Below are 14,788 nucleotides of genomic sequence, written 5' to 3' on the forward strand. Positions count from 1 at the left end.
TCCCGCCCCCGTCCCCCCCCGGCGGGGTGGCACCGGCCGGCGGGGTGGTGCCGGGCCTCCGCGGACCCCGCCCCGGCCCCGTCCCCGTGGTGGCCCCACGGCCTGGGCACCGCCCCCTACCTGCACTCCACGCGCCGACCGGTGCCGGGCGTGGCCGCCGCCGGCGGGTTCGAGGAGAGCCACTCGCACGCCACCTCCCACCTGCTGCTGCCCGAGGACCCGAGGCTGCTGGCGGGCGACGGGCCGCTGGTCCTCGTCGACGACGAGTTCTCCACCGGCAACACGGTCCTGAACACCATCCGTGACCTGCACGCCCGCCACGCCCGCACCCACTACGTGGTCGTCGCCCTCGTCGACATGCGCTCCCCGGCCGACCGCGAGCGGCTCAGCGCCTTCGCCGCCGAGATCGGCGCACGGGTCGACCTTCTCGCGCTGGCCTCGGGGACCGTGCACCTGCCCGAGGGCGTCCTGGCCAAGGGACAGGCCCTGGTCGAGCAGTACGAACGCCAGGCGGCTCCCGGCTCCGCCCCGGCTCCCGGCTCCGACGCCGCCCCGACTCTCGGCTCCGCCCCGGCTCCCGCGGCCGTGCCCGTGTCCGAGCCCGCGCCCCGTCCCGCCCCGGTCCGCCGGGTCGAGCTGGCCTGGCCGGCCGGGGTGCCCGACGGCGGGCGCCACGGCTTCACCCCCGCGCACCGCGACCGCCTGGAGGCCGCCCTGCCCGCGCTGGCCGGGCAACTCGCCGACGCGCTGGGCACCGCCCCCGGCCGCGATCGCGGCGCTGCCCCCGGCCGCGGTCGCGGCGCTGCCCCCGGCCGCGGTCGCGTCCTCGTACTAGGCAACGAGGAGCTGATGTACGCGCCGCTGCGCCTCGCGCTCGCGCTGGAGGAGTCCGGAGCGGCCCGCGAAGTCCGCTTCTCCACCACCACCCGCTCGCCCGTCCTCGCCGTCGACGACCCCGGCTACGCGATCCGCACCCGGCTCGTCTTCCCCGCCCACGACACCCCCGCCGACGGGCCGGGCGACCGGTACGCCTACAACGTCGCCGGGGCCGGCTTCGACGCCGTCGTCGCCGTGGTCGACAGCCACGGCGACACCGACGCACTGCACGCCGCCGACGGGCTCCTCGCCCGTCTCGCCCCGCACACCGGGCAGGTGCTGCTCGCCGTCGTCCCCTCGTACGTGCCCGTACGCACCCCCGATGACCTTCCCGACCGGCAGGAGCCGACCATGCCCGAGCCCCTGCGCGGCCCCGCCTTCTCCTCGTACGCCGCCGAGGACGTCGGCTGGCTGCTCCAGGACCTCTCCGGCGTCGCCCTTGAGGCCCCGACCGAGGAACGCGAGGAGGCCATCCAGGCGGGCGGCGCGCACTACGCCGAGTCGCTGCCCGTCGAGTACCAGCCGTCCGACCAGTACCAGGAGCTCTACCGGAGCGCGCTGGACACCTCCGCCGCCCGGATCGCCCGCGCCGTCGGCACCGTCACCGAGACCGTCCTCGCCGAGCGCACCCCCTCCCCGGTGCTGGTCTCCCTGGCCCGCGCCGGCACCCCCGTCGGCGTGCTGATGCGCCGCTGGGCGAAGGCCCGGCACGGCCTGGACCTGCCGCACTACGCCGTCTCCATCGTGCGCGGCCGCGGCATCGACGCCAATGCCCTGCGCTGGCTGGCCGCCCACCACGACCCCGCCGACGTGGTCTTCGTCGACGGCTGGACCGGCAAGGGCGCCATCACCCGCGAGCTGTCCGCCGCCCTGCGCGCCCACCGGGAACAGGAGGGCGGCCCGGAGTTCAACCCGGAGATCGTGGTCCTGGCCGACCCCGGCTCGTGCGTCCCCACGTACGGCACCCGCGAGGACTTCCTGATCCCGTCGGCCTGCCTCAACTCCACCGTCTCCGGCCTCATATCGCGCACGGTGCTCCGCTCCGACCTGGTCGGGCCCGCCGACTTCCACGGCGCGAAGTTCTACCGCGAACTCGCCGGGGCCGACGTCTCCGCCGACTTCGTCGACACCGTCGCCGCCCGCTTCGAAGAGGTCGCCGACGCCGTCGACGCCGAGGTCAAGGAGCTCCTCGCGACCGACCGGACCCCGACCTGGGAGGGCTGGGCCGCGGTGGAGCGGATCAGCGAGGAGTACGGCATCCACGACGTCAACCTGGTCAAGCCCGGCGTCGGCGAGACCACCCGGGTGCTGCTGCGCAGGGTGCCGTGGAAGGTGCTGGCCCGCCGCGGCGCCGGCCCCGACCTGGACCACGTACGGCTCCTCGCCGAGCAGCGCGGCGTTCCCGTGGAGGAGGTCGACGGGCTTCCCTACACCTGCGTGGGACTCATCCACCCCCGATACACGCGCGGCGCGACCGGCGCCGACGGAAAGGCTGTGGCCTCCAAGTGACTGTCCTGGTAGCCAGCGATCTCGACCGTACGCTCATCTACTCGTCGGCGGCCCTCGGCCTGACCATGCCCGACGAGGCCGCCCCGCGGCTGCTGTGCGTGGAGGTGCACGAGAGCAAGCCGCTGTCCTACATGACGGAGGCCGCGGCGGCCCTGCTGGCCGAACTGGCCGCCGACCCGTCGGTGGTGTTCGTCCCGACCACCACCCGGACCCGCAAGCAGTACCAGCGCATCCGCTTCCCCGGCAGCCCGGCACCGTACGCGATCTGCGCCAACGGCGGTCAGCTGCTGGTGGACGGGGTGCCGGACCGGGACTGGCGCCGGCAGGTGGCCGCCCGGCTGGCGGAGGAGTGCGCCCCGCTGGAGGAGGTGCACCAGCACCTCCTGGCGGTCGCCGACCCGGCGTGGCTGCGCAAGGCGCGGGTCGCGGAGGACCTGTTCGCGTACCTGGTCGTCGAACGCGACCGGCTCCCCGAGGAGTGGCTCAAGGCGCTGATCGCCTGGGCCGAGGCCCGCGGTTGGACGGTCTCGCTCCAGGGCCGCAAGGTCTACGCGGTCCCGCGGCCGCTGACGAAGAGCGCGGCGATGCGCGAAGTGGCCCGGCGCACGGGCGCGTCCACCACGCTCGCGGCCGGGGACTCCCTGCTGGACGCCGACCTGCTGCTCGCGGCGGACGCGGCCTGGCGGCCCGGGCACGGTGAACTGGCCGACGCGGGCTGGCACGCGCCGACGGTCACGGCCCTGCCGGAGAAGGGCGTCGCGGCGGGCGAGGAGATCGTGCGGGCGTTCGCCCGGGCTGCCGGACTGCCCGTGAACTAGGCACACTTGGCGCATGACCAAGGGCAACACGACGAAGATCACTGACGAGCTCTACCAGTACGTGCTCGACCACAACCCCCCGCTGGACGAGATCCAGCGGGGGCTCGTGGACACCACGTACGCCGAGTTCCCCGACGTCGCCGGCATGCAGTCCGCGGAGGAGCAGGGCCCGCTGCTGGCCTTCCTGGTCCGGCTGACCGGCGCCAGGCACATCGTGGAGATCGGCACCTTCACCGGTTTCTCGACCCTCTCCATGGCCCAGGCGATGCCCGCGGACGGCGTCCTGATCGCCTGCGACATCTCGGACGAGTGGACCGCGTACGGGCGGCAGGCCTGGGAGGCCGCGGGCGTCGCCGACCGCATCGACCTGCGCATCGCCCCGGCGCTGGACACGCTGCGCGCCCTGCCGGCCGAGCCGCACATCGACATGGCGTACGTGGACGCCGACAAGGAGAACCAGATCGCGTACTGGGAGGAGCTCGTGCCGCGGATGCGGCAGGGCGGGCTGATCGTCACCGACAACACGCTGTTCCACGGCACGGTCGTGGACGAGTCGGCGACGAGCGGGTCGGCGGCCGGCGTCCGCGCCTACAACGACCACGTCGCGGCGGATCCGCGGATGGAGTCCGTGCTGCTGGCGATCTCGGACGGGCTCACCCTGTCGCGCAAGCGCTGACGCCGGCCGGGGCGCCGCCCCGGGAGTACGGCAGGATTCCTAGCAGCAGCCTCCGCCACCGCAGCAGCCTCCGCCGGCCGGGGCGGGGGCGCTGCTGGTCCCGCCGACGGCGACGGCGGAGAGCAGCTTGACGGTGTCGGCGTGGCCGGCGGGGCAGTCGGCGGGCGCGGACGACTCGGCCATGGGACGGCTCACCTCAAAGGTGTCGTCGCAGGTCCGGCAGCGGAATTCATATCGGGGCATGCGCCAAGGCTACCGAGGAAACCCCGCCGGGGCGCCGGTGCGGCCGTCCTGGCCGTCGCGATCCGGGAGCCGCAGTTCGTCCTGTAAGCGTGGGGCGTCCAGGCGCCGGACGGGTCGCGGCCCGGTCCGACCTCGGTGGCGATGACGAGGTCGTCCGGGCAGGGCGCGAGTGCCCGGTTGATCAGCTCGTTGGCGGAGCGCGGGCGGGAGAAGGAGAAGGCGGCCGTGTCGATGTGGTTCAGGCCGAGCCCGACCGCGCGGCGCAGCACGCCGATCGCACGGTCGCGGTCGGCCTCCTCGCCGACCTGGACCCGCAGGCCGACTGGGACGGCCCCGTCCTGCGGCTCGCACCCCCGCGTGCCCGGCAGCGCGCGCTCAGCAGGGCGGCGGCCGGCCCGGGGCTGCTGCTCATCCCCTCGGTCTTCAAACCGTCCGGCCTCTCCCCCCGGCTGGCGCCGCCGGAGCCGGCCGCGGCCTCGTCGGGCCGGCAGGTGCAGGGACGATCAGGCATGGGCAAAGACCAGTAGCGGCGCGTAGGGACGCGCAGGACGCGTAAGGAAGCGGAGGAATCAGCGCCCTCAGCGCCCTCAGCGCCCTGCGGCGGGGGCCGTAGGAGGCCGTGCCGCTCGCTGCTGGATGCGGGCCCGGTCCTCGCGGGCCGCCTGCTCGGGGTGGCGGGCCCGCCAGTACGGGTTGTCGTGCGGCAGCGCGCTGCCCACCCGCCCGTACATCCCGAACCACATCAGCATCACGCCGACGACGAAGCTGAACAGCACGTTCTGGATCTCGAAGGCGAGGAAGTTCAGCCCCGTGTCCAGCAGGGCCAGGTTGACGAACCCGCTCGCGATGAAGGCCAGTCCCAGCACGATGTTGAGCGTCGACGCGAAGTTGCCGCCGATCACCATGCCGATGAACAGCAGCAGGCCGACACAGATCGACAGGACGCTGAGCGCGCCGTTGGTGTTGAGGGAGAGGACCAGGTCGCCGCCGGTGTCGAAGAACCCGATCCGGTGGGTCAGCCCGAGGATCCCGAAGAGGATGAGCAGGAGGCCGGTCAGACCGGCACCGACCCGGTACACCTTGCTGAGCTTGTGATCGGCCGGCAGGTGCTCGTCGAGCCGGGCCGTGACGGGGTGCGTGAGACGCCGCAGCAGATGGGAAGACTCGGGCGGGGCCCCGTACGGCTCGTGGGCCACGTAGGGCGCGTAGTGCTCATGCGGCTCGGTGCACCCGTAGGCGGCATGTGGTGCATGCGGTCTGCGGGTCGCCGGGGGTGCGAGGGGTGTGCGAGACCTGTGGGACGTGTGGGCAGCCATACCGCCCTCCTCTGCCGTTTCTCTGCACCTCCCAGCATCCGCCGATGCCCACCCCCGGACAACTCCTGCCTCACCCGGAGGCGCGCCGGCCCCGCACGTCGGCCACCACCCGGCCCACCACGGCCCGGACCTCCTCCATCTCCTGGAGGAAGTGCCAGTAGTCGGGGTGGCGGTCCTCCAGCGCGGCCACGGCCCGATCCACCCGGGCCACCGACTCGTCCAGCGGCCCCGCGTGCCGCGGATCGGGCACGCTGCGGCCCTCCATGGCCAGCCGCTGCGCGTCCCGGATCACGAACCGGGTCCGCTGCACCTCCTGCTGGGGGTCCCGCGCCACCGCCTCCAGCCGGGTCAGCCGGTCCTGCGCGGCCGACACCGCCTCGTCGGTGGCGTCCAGGGCCGCCCGCACCGCCTCGATCAGCGCCGTCACATCCGCCCAGCGCTGCTCCTCCCGCGCCCGGGACGCCTCCCGCAGCTGCTCCTCGGCCCGCGTGACATCCCGTACGGCCTGCTCCGGCACGTGCTGCAGGTCCTGCCAGCACGCCGCGCTGAACCGCCGGCGCAACTCGCTGAGCACCGGATCCACCCGGTCCGCCCGGTTGCGCAGCGCCTGCGCCCGGGTCCGCAGGCTCACCAGCCGCCGGTCGATCTCCGCCGCCCGCTCCGGCAGCCGCGCGAGCTCGGTCCGTATCGCCTCCGCGTCGCGCAGGATCCGGTCCGCACGCTGCAGGGTGTCCTGCACCCCGTGCTGGGCCACGCCCTGGTTCAGCAAGGTCAGCTCCGGGCCGAGCGCGGCGAGCCGCGCCGCCAGGTCATCGGCCCGCATCCCCGCCCCGCGGACCTCGTCCAGCGCCGTGCTCGCCGCCAGCAGCGCGGCCTTCGCCCGCTCCCGGGCCGGCGCCACCCGCGCGAGCTGCGTCTCGGCCCGGTCCAGCAGCGGCTGGATCCCGTTCGCGAACCGGTCCAGCTCCCCCTTGGCCCGTACGAGCTCCTCGCGCGCCCGCGTCAGCTGGTCCCGCGCCCGCGCCGCCACGGCACCGTCCAGCTCCGGCCGGTCCAGGTCGTGCGCGTCGACCGCCTCGATGTACACGTGGCTGGCCTGGTCGATCCGCTGCCCCAGCGCGGCGAACGCCTCGCCCGCCTGCCGGGCCGCCGGCGAACCGTCCGCGGCCGCTATGGTCTCGATCGAGATCCGCAGGTCCCGCTGAGCCGTGTCCAGCTCGTAGAATGCGGCGGCCGCGGCGTCCTTGGCCGCCTGAGCATCCGCCCGCCGACTGTCGTCCCGCCCACCGAACCACCGCCGGGATGCCGTCGTCACAATCCCTCTCCCGTACCGCGCCCGCCTCCGCCATGCCCGCTCCATTCTCCCCCACGGGAACGGGTTTGCGTGGGGGGCGTGCCTGCCATGTAGGCTGTCCACTTGTTCACGGGTGCGTAGCTCAGGGGTAGAGCGCTGCTCTTACAAAGCAGATGTCGGCGGTTCGAAACCGTCCGCGCCCACCAGTACAGAGGCCCCCAACCGATCATGGTTGGGGGCCTTTGACGGCTCTCAGCGACGGCAGAGCCGTGCACGGCGCCGGCCGTGCTTCCGTCCGCAACGGTTGCGCGGTCCAGCTACGCAGCGGCGGAGCGGTGACGGTGGGGTCAGGTGGGTTTGGGGAGGAGGGTGGCGGCGGTCAGGCCGGCGAGGCCGATGACGGCCAGGGTGATCATGGCGGCGGCGTAGGCGCTGCTGGTGAGGCCGGAGACCAGGATCGTGCCGGCGACCGCGGTGCCGAGGGAGGAGCCGAGGTTCGACACGCTGCGGGAGAGGCCGGAGATCTCGCCCTGTTCCTCCTCGGGGAAGCTCGACTGGACGACGTTGACCGACGGGGTCAGCATCACGCCGAGGCCTAGCCCGATCAGCAGGAGTCCCGGGGCGAGGGCCCACGGGTTCGGCGAGCCGCCGGCCAGCGCCACGAGGACGGCGATTCCGGCGATGGTCACGCAGAAGCCGGCCGTGATCAGGGTGCGCTGGGGGCGCCGCTTGGCGAGGCGTTCCGCGGCCAGGGACGACACGAGGAGGCCCAGCGTGGCAGCGGTGAAGATGACGCCGGTCTGGATGGCGTCGTAGCCGCGCACGACCTGGAGGTAGGCGGCGACCGTGAACGAGGTGCCCATCAGCAGGAGCCACTGCACGTTCTGAGTGACCAGGCCGAGGTTGGACGTCCGGTTGTGGAACAGGCGGGTGGACAGCAACGGCTCCTGGCCCGCCCGCTCCTTGGCGCGGATGGAACGGAAGAACCAGAGGAGGACGAGGGCGCCGAGCACGAGCAGGGCGATCATGAGCCAGACGTTGTTGTCGGCCGCCAGGATGCCCATGACGACGAGGACGAGGCCCACGGCGGAGAGGACCGCGCCGACCGTGTCGAACGGGCGCGTCGGGTCGGCCGGCAGGGGGTCCTCGATGCGCCGGCTGAGCACGACGATCACGACGATGACCAGGGCCTGGAACACGAAGGCCGCACGCCAGCTCAGCCCTGAGGTGATGAGCCCGCCGATCAGCGGTCCGGCGGCCGCGCCGATCCCGCCCAGCGCCATGATCACGCCGAAGGCGCGGGCGCGGGACGTCAGGTCCTTGAAGATCAGAGTCGTGAGGATGTACACGGGCGGGATGAGCAGGGCCGTGCCGATGCCTTCGAGGATCGAATTGCCGAGGATCAGCACGCCCAGGCCCGGGGCGGCCGCGCTGAGCAGGGCGCCGATGCCGTAGATGACGAGACCGGCGAGGAGGCAGCGCTTGCGGCCGTAGCGGTCGGTCAGCTTGCCGCCGGGGATCATCAGCGCCGCCATGACCAGCAGGAAGATCGTGATCGCGTTCTGCACGCCCTGCACGGTCGTGTCGAGGTCCTCGCTGATGTCGTTGATCATCACGTTCATGTTGGAGCCGGCGAAGCTACAGATGAACTGGGCGAGCGCGAGCGGGGCGAGGACCTGCCGCTGCTCCTTCGACGGCTTGTGGGAACTCTGTGTGTCGGACACCGGTGTCGCCTCCGCGCGTAGGGCCGGACTGTGGTCACCACCGGCCCGCGCGCGGGCCCCGGGCCTCGGCCGCGTCGAGCTGCTCGTCGAGGGCCAGGGCCGCCGCGATCAGGGCGAGGTGGGTGAACGCCTGCGGGAAGTTCCCCAGTTGCTCACCGGAGGGCCCGATCTCCTCGGCGAAGAGGCCGACATGGTTGGCGTACGTGAGCATCTTGTCGAAGGCGTACCGGGCTTGCTGCAGCCGGCCCGAACGCGCCAGCGCCTCCACGTACAGGAAGCTGCACAGGTTGAACGTTCCTTCGGAGCCGCGCAGGCCGTCCGGGGACGCCGCGGGGTCGTACCGGTAGACCAGGCTGTCACTGACCAGCTCACGGTCCATGGCATCGAGGGTGCTCAGCCAGGCCGGGTCCCGGGCGGAGAGGAAGCCGACCCGCGGCATGAGCAGCAGCGAAGCGTCCAGCACCTCGGTGTCGTAGTGCTGAACGAACGCCTGCCGCTTCTCGTTCCAGCCGCGCTCGACGATCTGCTCGAAGACGCGGTCTCGGACCTGCGCCCAGCGGTCGGTGTCCGCGGGACGGGAGTACTGGGTGGCCAGCCGGATGCCGCGGTCGAACGCAACCCACGTCATCAGCCTGCTGTACGTGAAGTTCTTCTGCCCGCCGCGGGTCTCCCAGATCCCCTCGTCGGGCCGGTCCCAGTTGTCGGCCAGCCAGTTCAGGATGTCGGCGACCGCCTTCCAACCGCGGATGGCACCCATGTCGCGGCCCTGCGCCATGGCGTCGGCGGCCTCACCGTAAATGTCGAGCTGCACCTGGTCCGCCGCCGCGTTGCCGGCCCGCACCGGGGCCGATCCCCGGTACCCCTCCAGGTGGTCGAGGGTCTCCTCCGTGAGGTGCGGGTCGCCGTCGATCCGGTACATGATCTGCAACGGGTCCCCCGAGGCCGTCCCGCCCGCCTCGAAGCGCTCGCGCAGCCAGCGGCGGAAGGCGTTCGCCTCCTCCTCGAAGCCCAGGTTGATCAAGGCCCCCACGGACAGCGAGGCGTCCCGGACCCACGTGTAGCGGTAGTCCCAGTTGCGTTCACCGCCGATCTGCTCGGGCAGTCCCATGGTGGCGGCGGCGATCGGCGCGCCGCTCGGGGCGTACGTGAGCAGCTTGAGGGTGATCGCCGAGCGGTTCACCATGTCGTGCCAGCGCCCCCGGTACGTGGAGGACCGCAGCCAGGTCTGCCAGAAGGCCCGGCAGTCCTCCAGCTCGGCGGTGACCCCGTCCCGGGACGGCGGAGCGGAGGCGGGTCCGCCGCCCGCCGTGCTCGTCAGTACCACCGCCGCCGCTTCGCCGGCCTGGAGTGTGAAGCCGGCTGTGAGGTCATCGCCGTCCGCGCGGAGGGTGAGGGGTGCGGTGGCCTGGACGTGGAGGTCCGTGCCCGGACCCCGGAAGACCGCCGCCCGCTCGTCGGTCAGTTCCAGGGTGTGCGGGCCCCGCCCGTAGTCGAAGCGGGGGTGGCAGCTGAACGTGAACGGCAGGCTGCCCCGCACCACGCGGACCACCCGGACCAGACGGTGCCGGTCGGTGGGCCCCCGTTCGGTGACCGGGGGCATGAAGTCGACGACCTCACCGACGCCGCCCGCCGCCAGGAAGCGGTTGACGAGCACGGCCGTGTCGGACAGGTACAGCTGCCGGACCGTCACGTCGTCCCCGTCCGGGAGATCCACGGCCAGCGTGCAGGAGCCGCCGCGGTCGGCGTCGAGGATCGAGGCGAAGATGCTGGGGGAGTCGAAACGCGGCGTGCACCACCAGTCGATCGTCCCTCCCGACGCCACCAGGGCCGCGGTCTGGAGGTCGCCGACCATGCCGTGGTCGGCGATGGGCGGGTATCGCGTCACGGGCCCTCCTCCACCGGTGAGGGGCGCCGCGGGGCCGCAGCGCCCCCGGTCCCTCATAGCGTGCCCCGCAGGTCAGACCGGCGCATCCCGGCGGCGGGGTGTCGGCGGCGGGCGGGCGCGTGGGATGGTCGGGGGATGGGCGAATGGGGTGTCGTGGGGGCGGCTCTATTGGGGGTCGCCGGCGTGCTGGCGGTGTGGGAGAGGAAGGCCGGGGCCGGGTTCGAGCAGCGGCGCGAGGCCGAGCGGGCGCGGCTGACCGCGCAGATCGCCGGGTCGGGGGCGGCCGCCGGAGACCAGGACGGTACCGGCACGGGAAGGGGGCACCGTGAGGTCGGGGATCCGAAGTACGCCGACGTCAGCGGCATCCCGCGCGGGCACGGGCGGGACGGGTCCGAGGCCCGGGAGGACTCCGGGTTCACGGCCGTGCTGGTCGAGTACTACGCGTACGGGCTGGCGCAGGCACGCAGCAGCTTCGCCACCAGCCAGCGGTTCGCCGGGGTGGGCGCCGCGATCCTGCTGGTCGGCGTGGCACTCGGCGTGTGGAAGGCGGAGAGCACCGGAGACCTGTACCTCGGGGTGGTGATCAGCTCGGTCGGCGTGGTCGTCACCCTCATCGGGCAGTTGTTCCACCGCCGCGCCGACATCGCCCTGCGGCACATGGCCGACCAGACCGCCGCCCTGCGGGAGGACCGCCGGGCGGCCGCGGCCCTGCAACAGGCCGTCGGGCTGCTGGACGAGGTGGCGGACCCGGAGCTGCGGGCACGACTACAAGCCGGCCTGATCATGAAACTGTCCGGGGCCGAGCTGCCCCGGTAGCGGGATAGTGGGGGTATGTGCCGTTCCATTAAGACCCTGCGCCCGCCCGCCATCCCCGAGAAGGCCACCGAGGAGGAGATCCACGCCGCCGCACTGCAGTACGTACGCAAGGTGTCCGGCTTCCGCGCTCCCGCCACGCACAACCAGGAGGTGTTCGACGCGGCCGTGGACGCCGTCGCCGAGGCGACCCGCGATCTGCTGGACGGGCTCCGGGTGCGCGGCGCCGCCGCACCGGCCCGCGCCGCCGCCCCCGTCTAGACCCGTCCGGGGCGGGTTCAGGACGTACGAGCCCGGCGGCGCAGGATCCAGATGCCGGTGCCCAGCGCGCTCGCGGCGAGGGTGCCGCCGATCGCGATCTGGCCCGGGCTCACCGCGCCGATGCTGCCGCCCTCGCCGCCGCGGGCCGCACCCGGGGCGACCTGGAGGGAGACGGTGACGCGCGACCCGGCGAAGTCCCCGCACTCGAAGGCGACGGGGTGCACGCCGGGGGAGGCGTTGCGCAGGATGACGGCGCTCCCCGTCAGGCTGTCGAAGTTGCTGCCCGCCGACAGCCGGACCTCGCCGAACGCACTCGACGCGGCCCGGCCGAGGTTGCTCCCGCAGCCCCGGAGGATGAGGCCGACTCGGCTGCCGGGGGCGACGGTGGTGGGGGAGACCGCGGCCGAGAGCGGGGAGCCGCCGGCGGAATGGGGGGCGGGAGGCGGAGCGGCGGCGGTGGTGGCGGCGACGGCGAGCGTCGCGGCCGCGAGGCTCAGCAGCGGGTGGTTCGACGGCTTGGCGGGCATGGATCGAACTCCTCGGCTCCTCTAAACGGCGCGGCCAGGCCACGGGTGTGACGCGGATTCGGTTGCGCACCGTGCTGTGGACGCTAAGAGCACGAGCCGCCGACGGCGATCGGGGCCGGGTGAACGGGTGAGCCGTTGCTCCGTCCGGGGGACCTCGGGGCCCGTACGGCGCGGTGAGCCGTGCCGTCCCTGCTGCCGCCGGGGAAGGCCACGCCGGGGATCAGCCGTCACGCCGTCGGCGCCGCTGCCGGGACGGGGCGGCGGATGACGAACGCGGCGAGGGCGCCCGCGGCGAACAGGGCGATCACCGAGACCGCAGTGCCGAGCCAGGCCGCGCCGAGCCACTGGGTGCCGAAATAGCCGAAGGCCACGCTGTAACCGGCCCAGGCCATGCCCGCCAGAGCCGACCAGGGCAGGAACTCCCTCACCTTGCGGTGGGTCTTACCGGCGCCCAGCGACACCACCGAACGGCCGGCCGGTGCGAACCGGGCGATCACGACCAGGGCCCCACCACCCCGGGCCAGGGCCGCGCCCAGACGCTCCTGGGCCAGCGTCAGGCGCCGGGAACGGGCGATGGCCCGCTCCAGCCGGTCCCCGCCGCGCCGCGCCAGCCGAAACGCAGCCATGTCACCCAGCACCGAGGCGGTCGTGGCGATCAGCAGGAGCGCCGCGATGTCCGGGACCTGATCCGGCACCGGAACCGGTCCGGCCGCCCCAGCGGCAGCCGCAGCCGCCGCAGCAGTGATCACCAGAACCCCGCTCGGCAGCACCGGAAGGAACACGTCGAGCACGACGGACAACGCCACGACGGCGTAGATCCATGGGCTCGCGGTCAGCGACCCCAGACTCTCCCACAAGACGAGACCCCCCGGTCCGGTTGACGTGCCTCGGCATGAGGCGCCGCGACGTCGCGCGGAAGCGGCAGGGGCGGCTTGACAGCCACACAGCGTACGCCGGGCACTGCCGCCCCGGACGCCCGGGGGCGCCCCAGCTGCACAGCGCGTCGGCCGCAAGGTTCCATTTCGCCGTCCTCGGCTCCGGCCGGGCCCCGGAACCCGGCCTGCCGGCAGGTGGGCGTCGACGGTCCGGGCGCCGGGCCGTCAGGCGGTCAGGTTCCGCATGCCGGTTCCCCCCGGCGCTCAGGGTTCTGACGTGAGCCGGCGGTCCAGCACCGTCACCAGCCGGGCGCCGGAGCCCGCCCGGCCACCACGTCCCCGCCACCTCCCGCCCACCCGGCGCGCCTGGTCCAACCGCAGCCGTGCAGACCGGCCCGACAGCCACAGCGTCATCAACTGGTTCCCGAACCAGGGGCCGCCCGTACGCCGCCAGCTCAGCGGAGGACGGCCCGTCCGCCCGTGCCGCGACAGTCCGCGCCCCAGCCAGCGGCCGACCCGCGACCAGCCCAGCCGGAACCCCCACCTCACCACAGCCGGAATCGAGTTGTGCACGGGCGAGCAGGTCAGCTGGAACACCCGCGCCGTGCTGGGTATTCGGGGCTCGGCCACATACGCGTGATGCACGTCCCCCGACAGCACCGCCACCGTCGCCGGCGCCCGCGGCCCCGTCCCCACCTCCTCGATCAGATCGCTGAGCGCCTTGAACGAGGCCGGGAACGCCGCCCAGTGCTCCAGATCGCTGCGCCGCCGCAGGTCCTCGCCGATCCGAGCCCAGCGGGGCCCCCGGTCACCGCGGCACAGGGCCGCGTTCCACACTTCCGCGTCGTGGATCAGCGGGGGCATCAGCCACGGCAGGGAGGACCCGATCAGCAGGTGGTCGTACCCGCCGTGGCCGGCCAGCGCGTTCTCGCGGAGCCACTCCTGCTCGGTCGGGTCGAGCATGGCCCGCCCGTCCTCGGCCAGCACCCTCGCCGCCCGCGTGTCCACCATCAGCAGCCGCGACCGGCCGAAGTCGCGCCGGTAGCTCCAGCGCACCGAGCCCGGGTCGGCGTCCGCCGCGGCGGCGAAGGCGCGCAGCGCGTCCGTCCCGTCCGCGTCCTTGCACACGGCCTGGAACAGCGCGTCGGCGGCGAGCTCGGCGGGTGAGAGATTGCCCAGGTGCTGGTACACCCAGTACGACATCAGCCCGCTGATCAGCCGCTCCTGCCACCACGGCGTCGCCCGCATCTCAGCCAGCCACGCGGCGCTGGTGTTCCAGTCGTCCACGACGTCGTGGTCGTCGAACATCTGCAGGCTCGGGACGGTCGACAGGAGCCAGCGGATCTCGGGATCGAGCCACGACTCGTAGTAGAGGCGGGTGTACTCCTCGTAGTCGGCGACCTGCGCGCCGGGCGCGTCCCGCAGGTCGCGACGGGCCGCGATCCACTGCCGGGTCTCCCGGGACAGCTGGTCCGCGTACACCTGGTCGCCCAGGAGCAGCAGGACGTCGGGACGACGCTCCTGCGGGGCGGCAGCCAGCCTCGCCGCGAGGGTGTCGAGCGCGTCCGGTCCGTGCGGCCCGTGCCGGTCGGCGGGCGGGACGGCCTGCCGGCAGGACCCGAACGTGATCCGCAGGTCGGAGCCCGGCCGGCCGGGAACGGCGACCTCGGGCGTGCTGATCGTGCTCGGCGGGAAGGCGCCGTCCGGCAGCGGCCAGACGCGCACCCCGTCGAGCAGCACCTCGTACGCGGTCGTGGTCCCCGGGGTCAGGCCCGTCACCGGCACCAACGCGTAGTGGTGCCCGGCGATCTGGAAGGTGCGCACACTGCCGGCGGCCCCGTCGACGCAGCGCACCTCGGCTGTGCACGGGCGGTCGGTCTCGACCCATATCGTGGCCGAACCGCCCGTGCTCCAGTCGACGTGGCGCAGCAGCGGCCCCAGGCGCAGCGTGGCCATGGAACTCCCCCTCCT

14 protein-coding genes, 1 tRNA gene and 1 pseudogene are annotated in these 14,788 nt (G+C 73.5%); 7 read left to right on the forward strand and 9 right to left on the reverse strand.

Translation table 11 applies throughout. The features are described 5' to 3' along the window. The 3 genes from ACFVGY_RS15420 to ACFVGY_RS15430 all read left to right on the forward strand — a co-directional run. The coding region (locus tag ACFVGY_RS15420; protein ID WP_385676598.1) for a phosphoribosyltransferase domain-containing protein at positions 1 to 2,385 on the forward strand (2,385 nt) is incomplete at its 5' end. Beyond that, on the forward strand, positions 2,382 to 3,203 hold the full coding sequence (locus tag ACFVGY_RS15425; RefSeq protein WP_385676600.1) for an HAD family hydrolase: 822 nt from the start codon (positions 2,382 to 2,384) through the stop codon (positions 3,201 to 3,203). The genes ACFVGY_RS15420 and ACFVGY_RS15425, both read left to right, overlap by 4 nt. Positions 3,204 to 3,216: 13 nt before the next feature. Continuing rightward, positions 3,217 to 3,879, forward strand: a complete 663-nt coding sequence (locus tag ACFVGY_RS15430; RefSeq protein WP_385676603.1) for an O-methyltransferase — start codon at positions 3,217 to 3,219, stop codon at positions 3,877 to 3,879. 39 nt (positions 3,880 to 3,918) lie between these two features. On the opposite strand, the gene ACFVGY_RS15435 is transcribed toward ACFVGY_RS15430, so the two are convergent. Both ACFVGY_RS15435 and ACFVGY_RS15440 read right to left on the reverse strand, forming a co-directional pair. Further along, positions 3,919 to 4,122 carry a zinc ribbon domain-containing protein gene (locus ACFVGY_RS15435; RefSeq protein WP_385676605.1) on the reverse strand — a complete coding sequence of 68 codons (204 nt, stop codon included), beginning with the start codon at positions 4,120 to 4,122 and terminating at the stop codon, positions 3,919 to 3,921. 86 nt (positions 4,123 to 4,208) lie between these two features. Continuing rightward, positions 4,209 to 4,439 (reverse strand): annotated as a pseudogene (locus ACFVGY_RS15440) (aldo/keto reductase); the annotation flags it as partial. On the opposite strand from ACFVGY_RS15440, the gene ACFVGY_RS15445 reads away from it, so the two are divergent. After that, positions 4,356 to 4,649 carry a hypothetical protein gene (locus ACFVGY_RS15445; RefSeq protein WP_385676608.1) on the forward strand — a complete coding sequence of 98 codons (294 nt, stop codon included), beginning with the start codon at positions 4,356 to 4,358 and terminating at the stop codon, positions 4,647 to 4,649. The pseudogene ACFVGY_RS15440 and the gene ACFVGY_RS15445 overlap by 84 nt on opposite strands. Positions 4,650 to 4,709: 60 nt before the next feature. Here the strand turns inward: ACFVGY_RS15445 and ACFVGY_RS15450 are convergent, their stop codons facing one another. Then, on the reverse strand, positions 4,710 to 5,438 hold the full coding sequence (locus tag ACFVGY_RS15450) for a DUF4383 domain-containing protein (RefSeq protein ID WP_385676611.1): 729 nt from the start codon (positions 5,436 to 5,438) through the stop codon (positions 4,710 to 4,712). A gap of 70 nt (positions 5,439 to 5,508) precedes the next feature. Further along, the gene (locus tag ACFVGY_RS15455; RefSeq protein WP_385676614.1) at positions 5,509 to 6,798 is read right to left on the reverse strand and encodes a hypothetical protein; all 1,290 of its coding nucleotides are present in this window, start codon (positions 6,796 to 6,798) and stop codon (positions 5,509 to 5,511) included. Between the two features lie 65 nt (positions 6,799 to 6,863). Here ACFVGY_RS15455 and ACFVGY_RS15460 point away from each other — a divergent pair. Continuing rightward, positions 6,864 to 6,938 (forward strand) — tRNA-Val (locus ACFVGY_RS15460). A 141-nt stretch (positions 6,939 to 7,079) separates the two neighbouring features. On the opposite strand, the gene ACFVGY_RS15465 is transcribed toward ACFVGY_RS15460, so the two are convergent. Together ACFVGY_RS15465 and ACFVGY_RS15470 are read right to left on the reverse strand one after the other, a co-directional pair. Continuing rightward, positions 7,080 to 8,456, reverse strand: coding sequence for an MFS transporter (locus tag ACFVGY_RS15465; RefSeq protein ID WP_385676617.1), 1,377 nt, complete (start codon positions 8,454 to 8,456; stop codon positions 7,080 to 7,082). A gap of 34 nt (positions 8,457 to 8,490) precedes the next feature. Continuing rightward, positions 8,491 to 10,341 carry a glycoside hydrolase family 15 protein gene (locus tag ACFVGY_RS15470; protein WP_385676620.1) on the reverse strand — a complete coding sequence of 617 codons (1,851 nt, stop codon included), beginning with the start codon at positions 10,339 to 10,341 and terminating at the stop codon, positions 8,491 to 8,493. A 135-nt stretch (positions 10,342 to 10,476) separates the two neighbouring features. Between ACFVGY_RS15470 and ACFVGY_RS15475 the strand changes: the two genes are divergently transcribed. Both ACFVGY_RS15475 and ACFVGY_RS15480 read left to right on the forward strand, forming a co-directional pair. After that, positions 10,477 to 11,157: a hypothetical protein gene (locus tag ACFVGY_RS15475; RefSeq protein ID WP_385676622.1), complete on the forward strand. Its 681-nt coding sequence runs from the start codon at positions 10,477 to 10,479 to the stop codon at positions 11,155 to 11,157. Between the two features lie 15 nt (positions 11,158 to 11,172). Beyond that, the gene (locus ACFVGY_RS15480; protein WP_385676625.1) at positions 11,173 to 11,415 is read left to right on the forward strand and encodes a DUF2277 domain-containing protein; all 243 of its coding nucleotides are present in this window, start codon (positions 11,173 to 11,175) and stop codon (positions 11,413 to 11,415) included. A 17-nt stretch (positions 11,416 to 11,432) separates the two neighbouring features. On the opposite strand, the gene ACFVGY_RS15485 is transcribed toward ACFVGY_RS15480, so the two are convergent. From ACFVGY_RS15485 to ACFVGY_RS15495, 3 genes are all read right to left on the reverse strand, one after another. Further along, positions 11,433 to 11,942 (reverse strand): hypothetical protein, encoded by a 510-nt coding sequence (locus tag ACFVGY_RS15485; RefSeq protein ID WP_385676628.1) that lies wholly within the window; start codon positions 11,940 to 11,942, stop codon positions 11,433 to 11,435. Positions 11,943 to 12,169: 227 nt separating this feature from the next. Next, complete coding sequence (locus ACFVGY_RS15490) at positions 12,170 to 12,799, reverse strand: DedA family protein (protein WP_385676631.1); 630 nt, start codon at positions 12,797 to 12,799, stop codon at positions 12,170 to 12,172. Positions 12,800 to 13,081: 282 nt separating this feature from the next. Beyond that, positions 13,082 to 14,773 (reverse strand): alkaline phosphatase D family protein, encoded by a 1,692-nt coding sequence (locus tag ACFVGY_RS15495; protein WP_385676633.1) that lies wholly within the window; start codon positions 14,771 to 14,773, stop codon positions 13,082 to 13,084. Positions 14,774 to 14,788: the final 15 nt, after the last annotated feature.

Source organism: Streptomyces sp. NPDC127106 (genome assembly GCF_042677605.1).
GTDB lineage: Bacteria > Actinomycetota > Actinomycetes > Streptomycetales > Streptomycetaceae > Streptomyces.

What these genes read in the sequence shown, in the direction of transcription:
- ACFVGY_RS15480 (WP_385676625.1), top strand. Translation starts at nt 11,173, where the DNA reads ATGTGCCGTTCCATTAAGACCCTGCGCCCGCCCGCCATCCCCGAGAAG.
- ACFVGY_RS15435 (WP_385676605.1), bottom strand. Translation starts at nt 4,122, where the DNA reads ATGCCCCGATATGAATTCCGCTGCCGGACCTGCGACGACACCTTTGAG.
- ACFVGY_RS15485 (WP_385676628.1), bottom strand. Translation starts at nt 11,942, where the DNA reads ATGCCCGCCAAGCCGTCGAACCACCCGCTGCTGAGCCTCGCGGCCGCG.
- ACFVGY_RS15430 (WP_385676603.1), top strand. Translation starts at nt 3,217, where the DNA reads ATGACCAAGGGCAACACGACGAAGATCACTGACGAGCTCTACCAGTAC.
- ACFVGY_RS15475 (WP_385676622.1), top strand. Translation starts at nt 10,477, where the DNA reads ATGGGCGAATGGGGTGTCGTGGGGGCGGCTCTATTGGGGGTCGCCGGC.
- ACFVGY_RS15495 (WP_385676633.1), bottom strand. Translation starts at nt 14,773, where the DNA reads ATGGCCACGCTGCGCCTGGGGCCGCTGCTGCGCCACGTCGACTGGAGC.
- ACFVGY_RS15450 (WP_385676611.1), bottom strand. Translation starts at nt 5,438, where the DNA reads ATGGCTGCCCACACGTCCCACAGGTCTCGCACACCCCTCGCACCCCCG.
- ACFVGY_RS15455 (WP_385676614.1), bottom strand. Translation starts at nt 6,798, where the DNA reads ATGGAGCGGGCATGGCGGAGGCGGGCGCGGTACGGGAGAGGGATTGTG.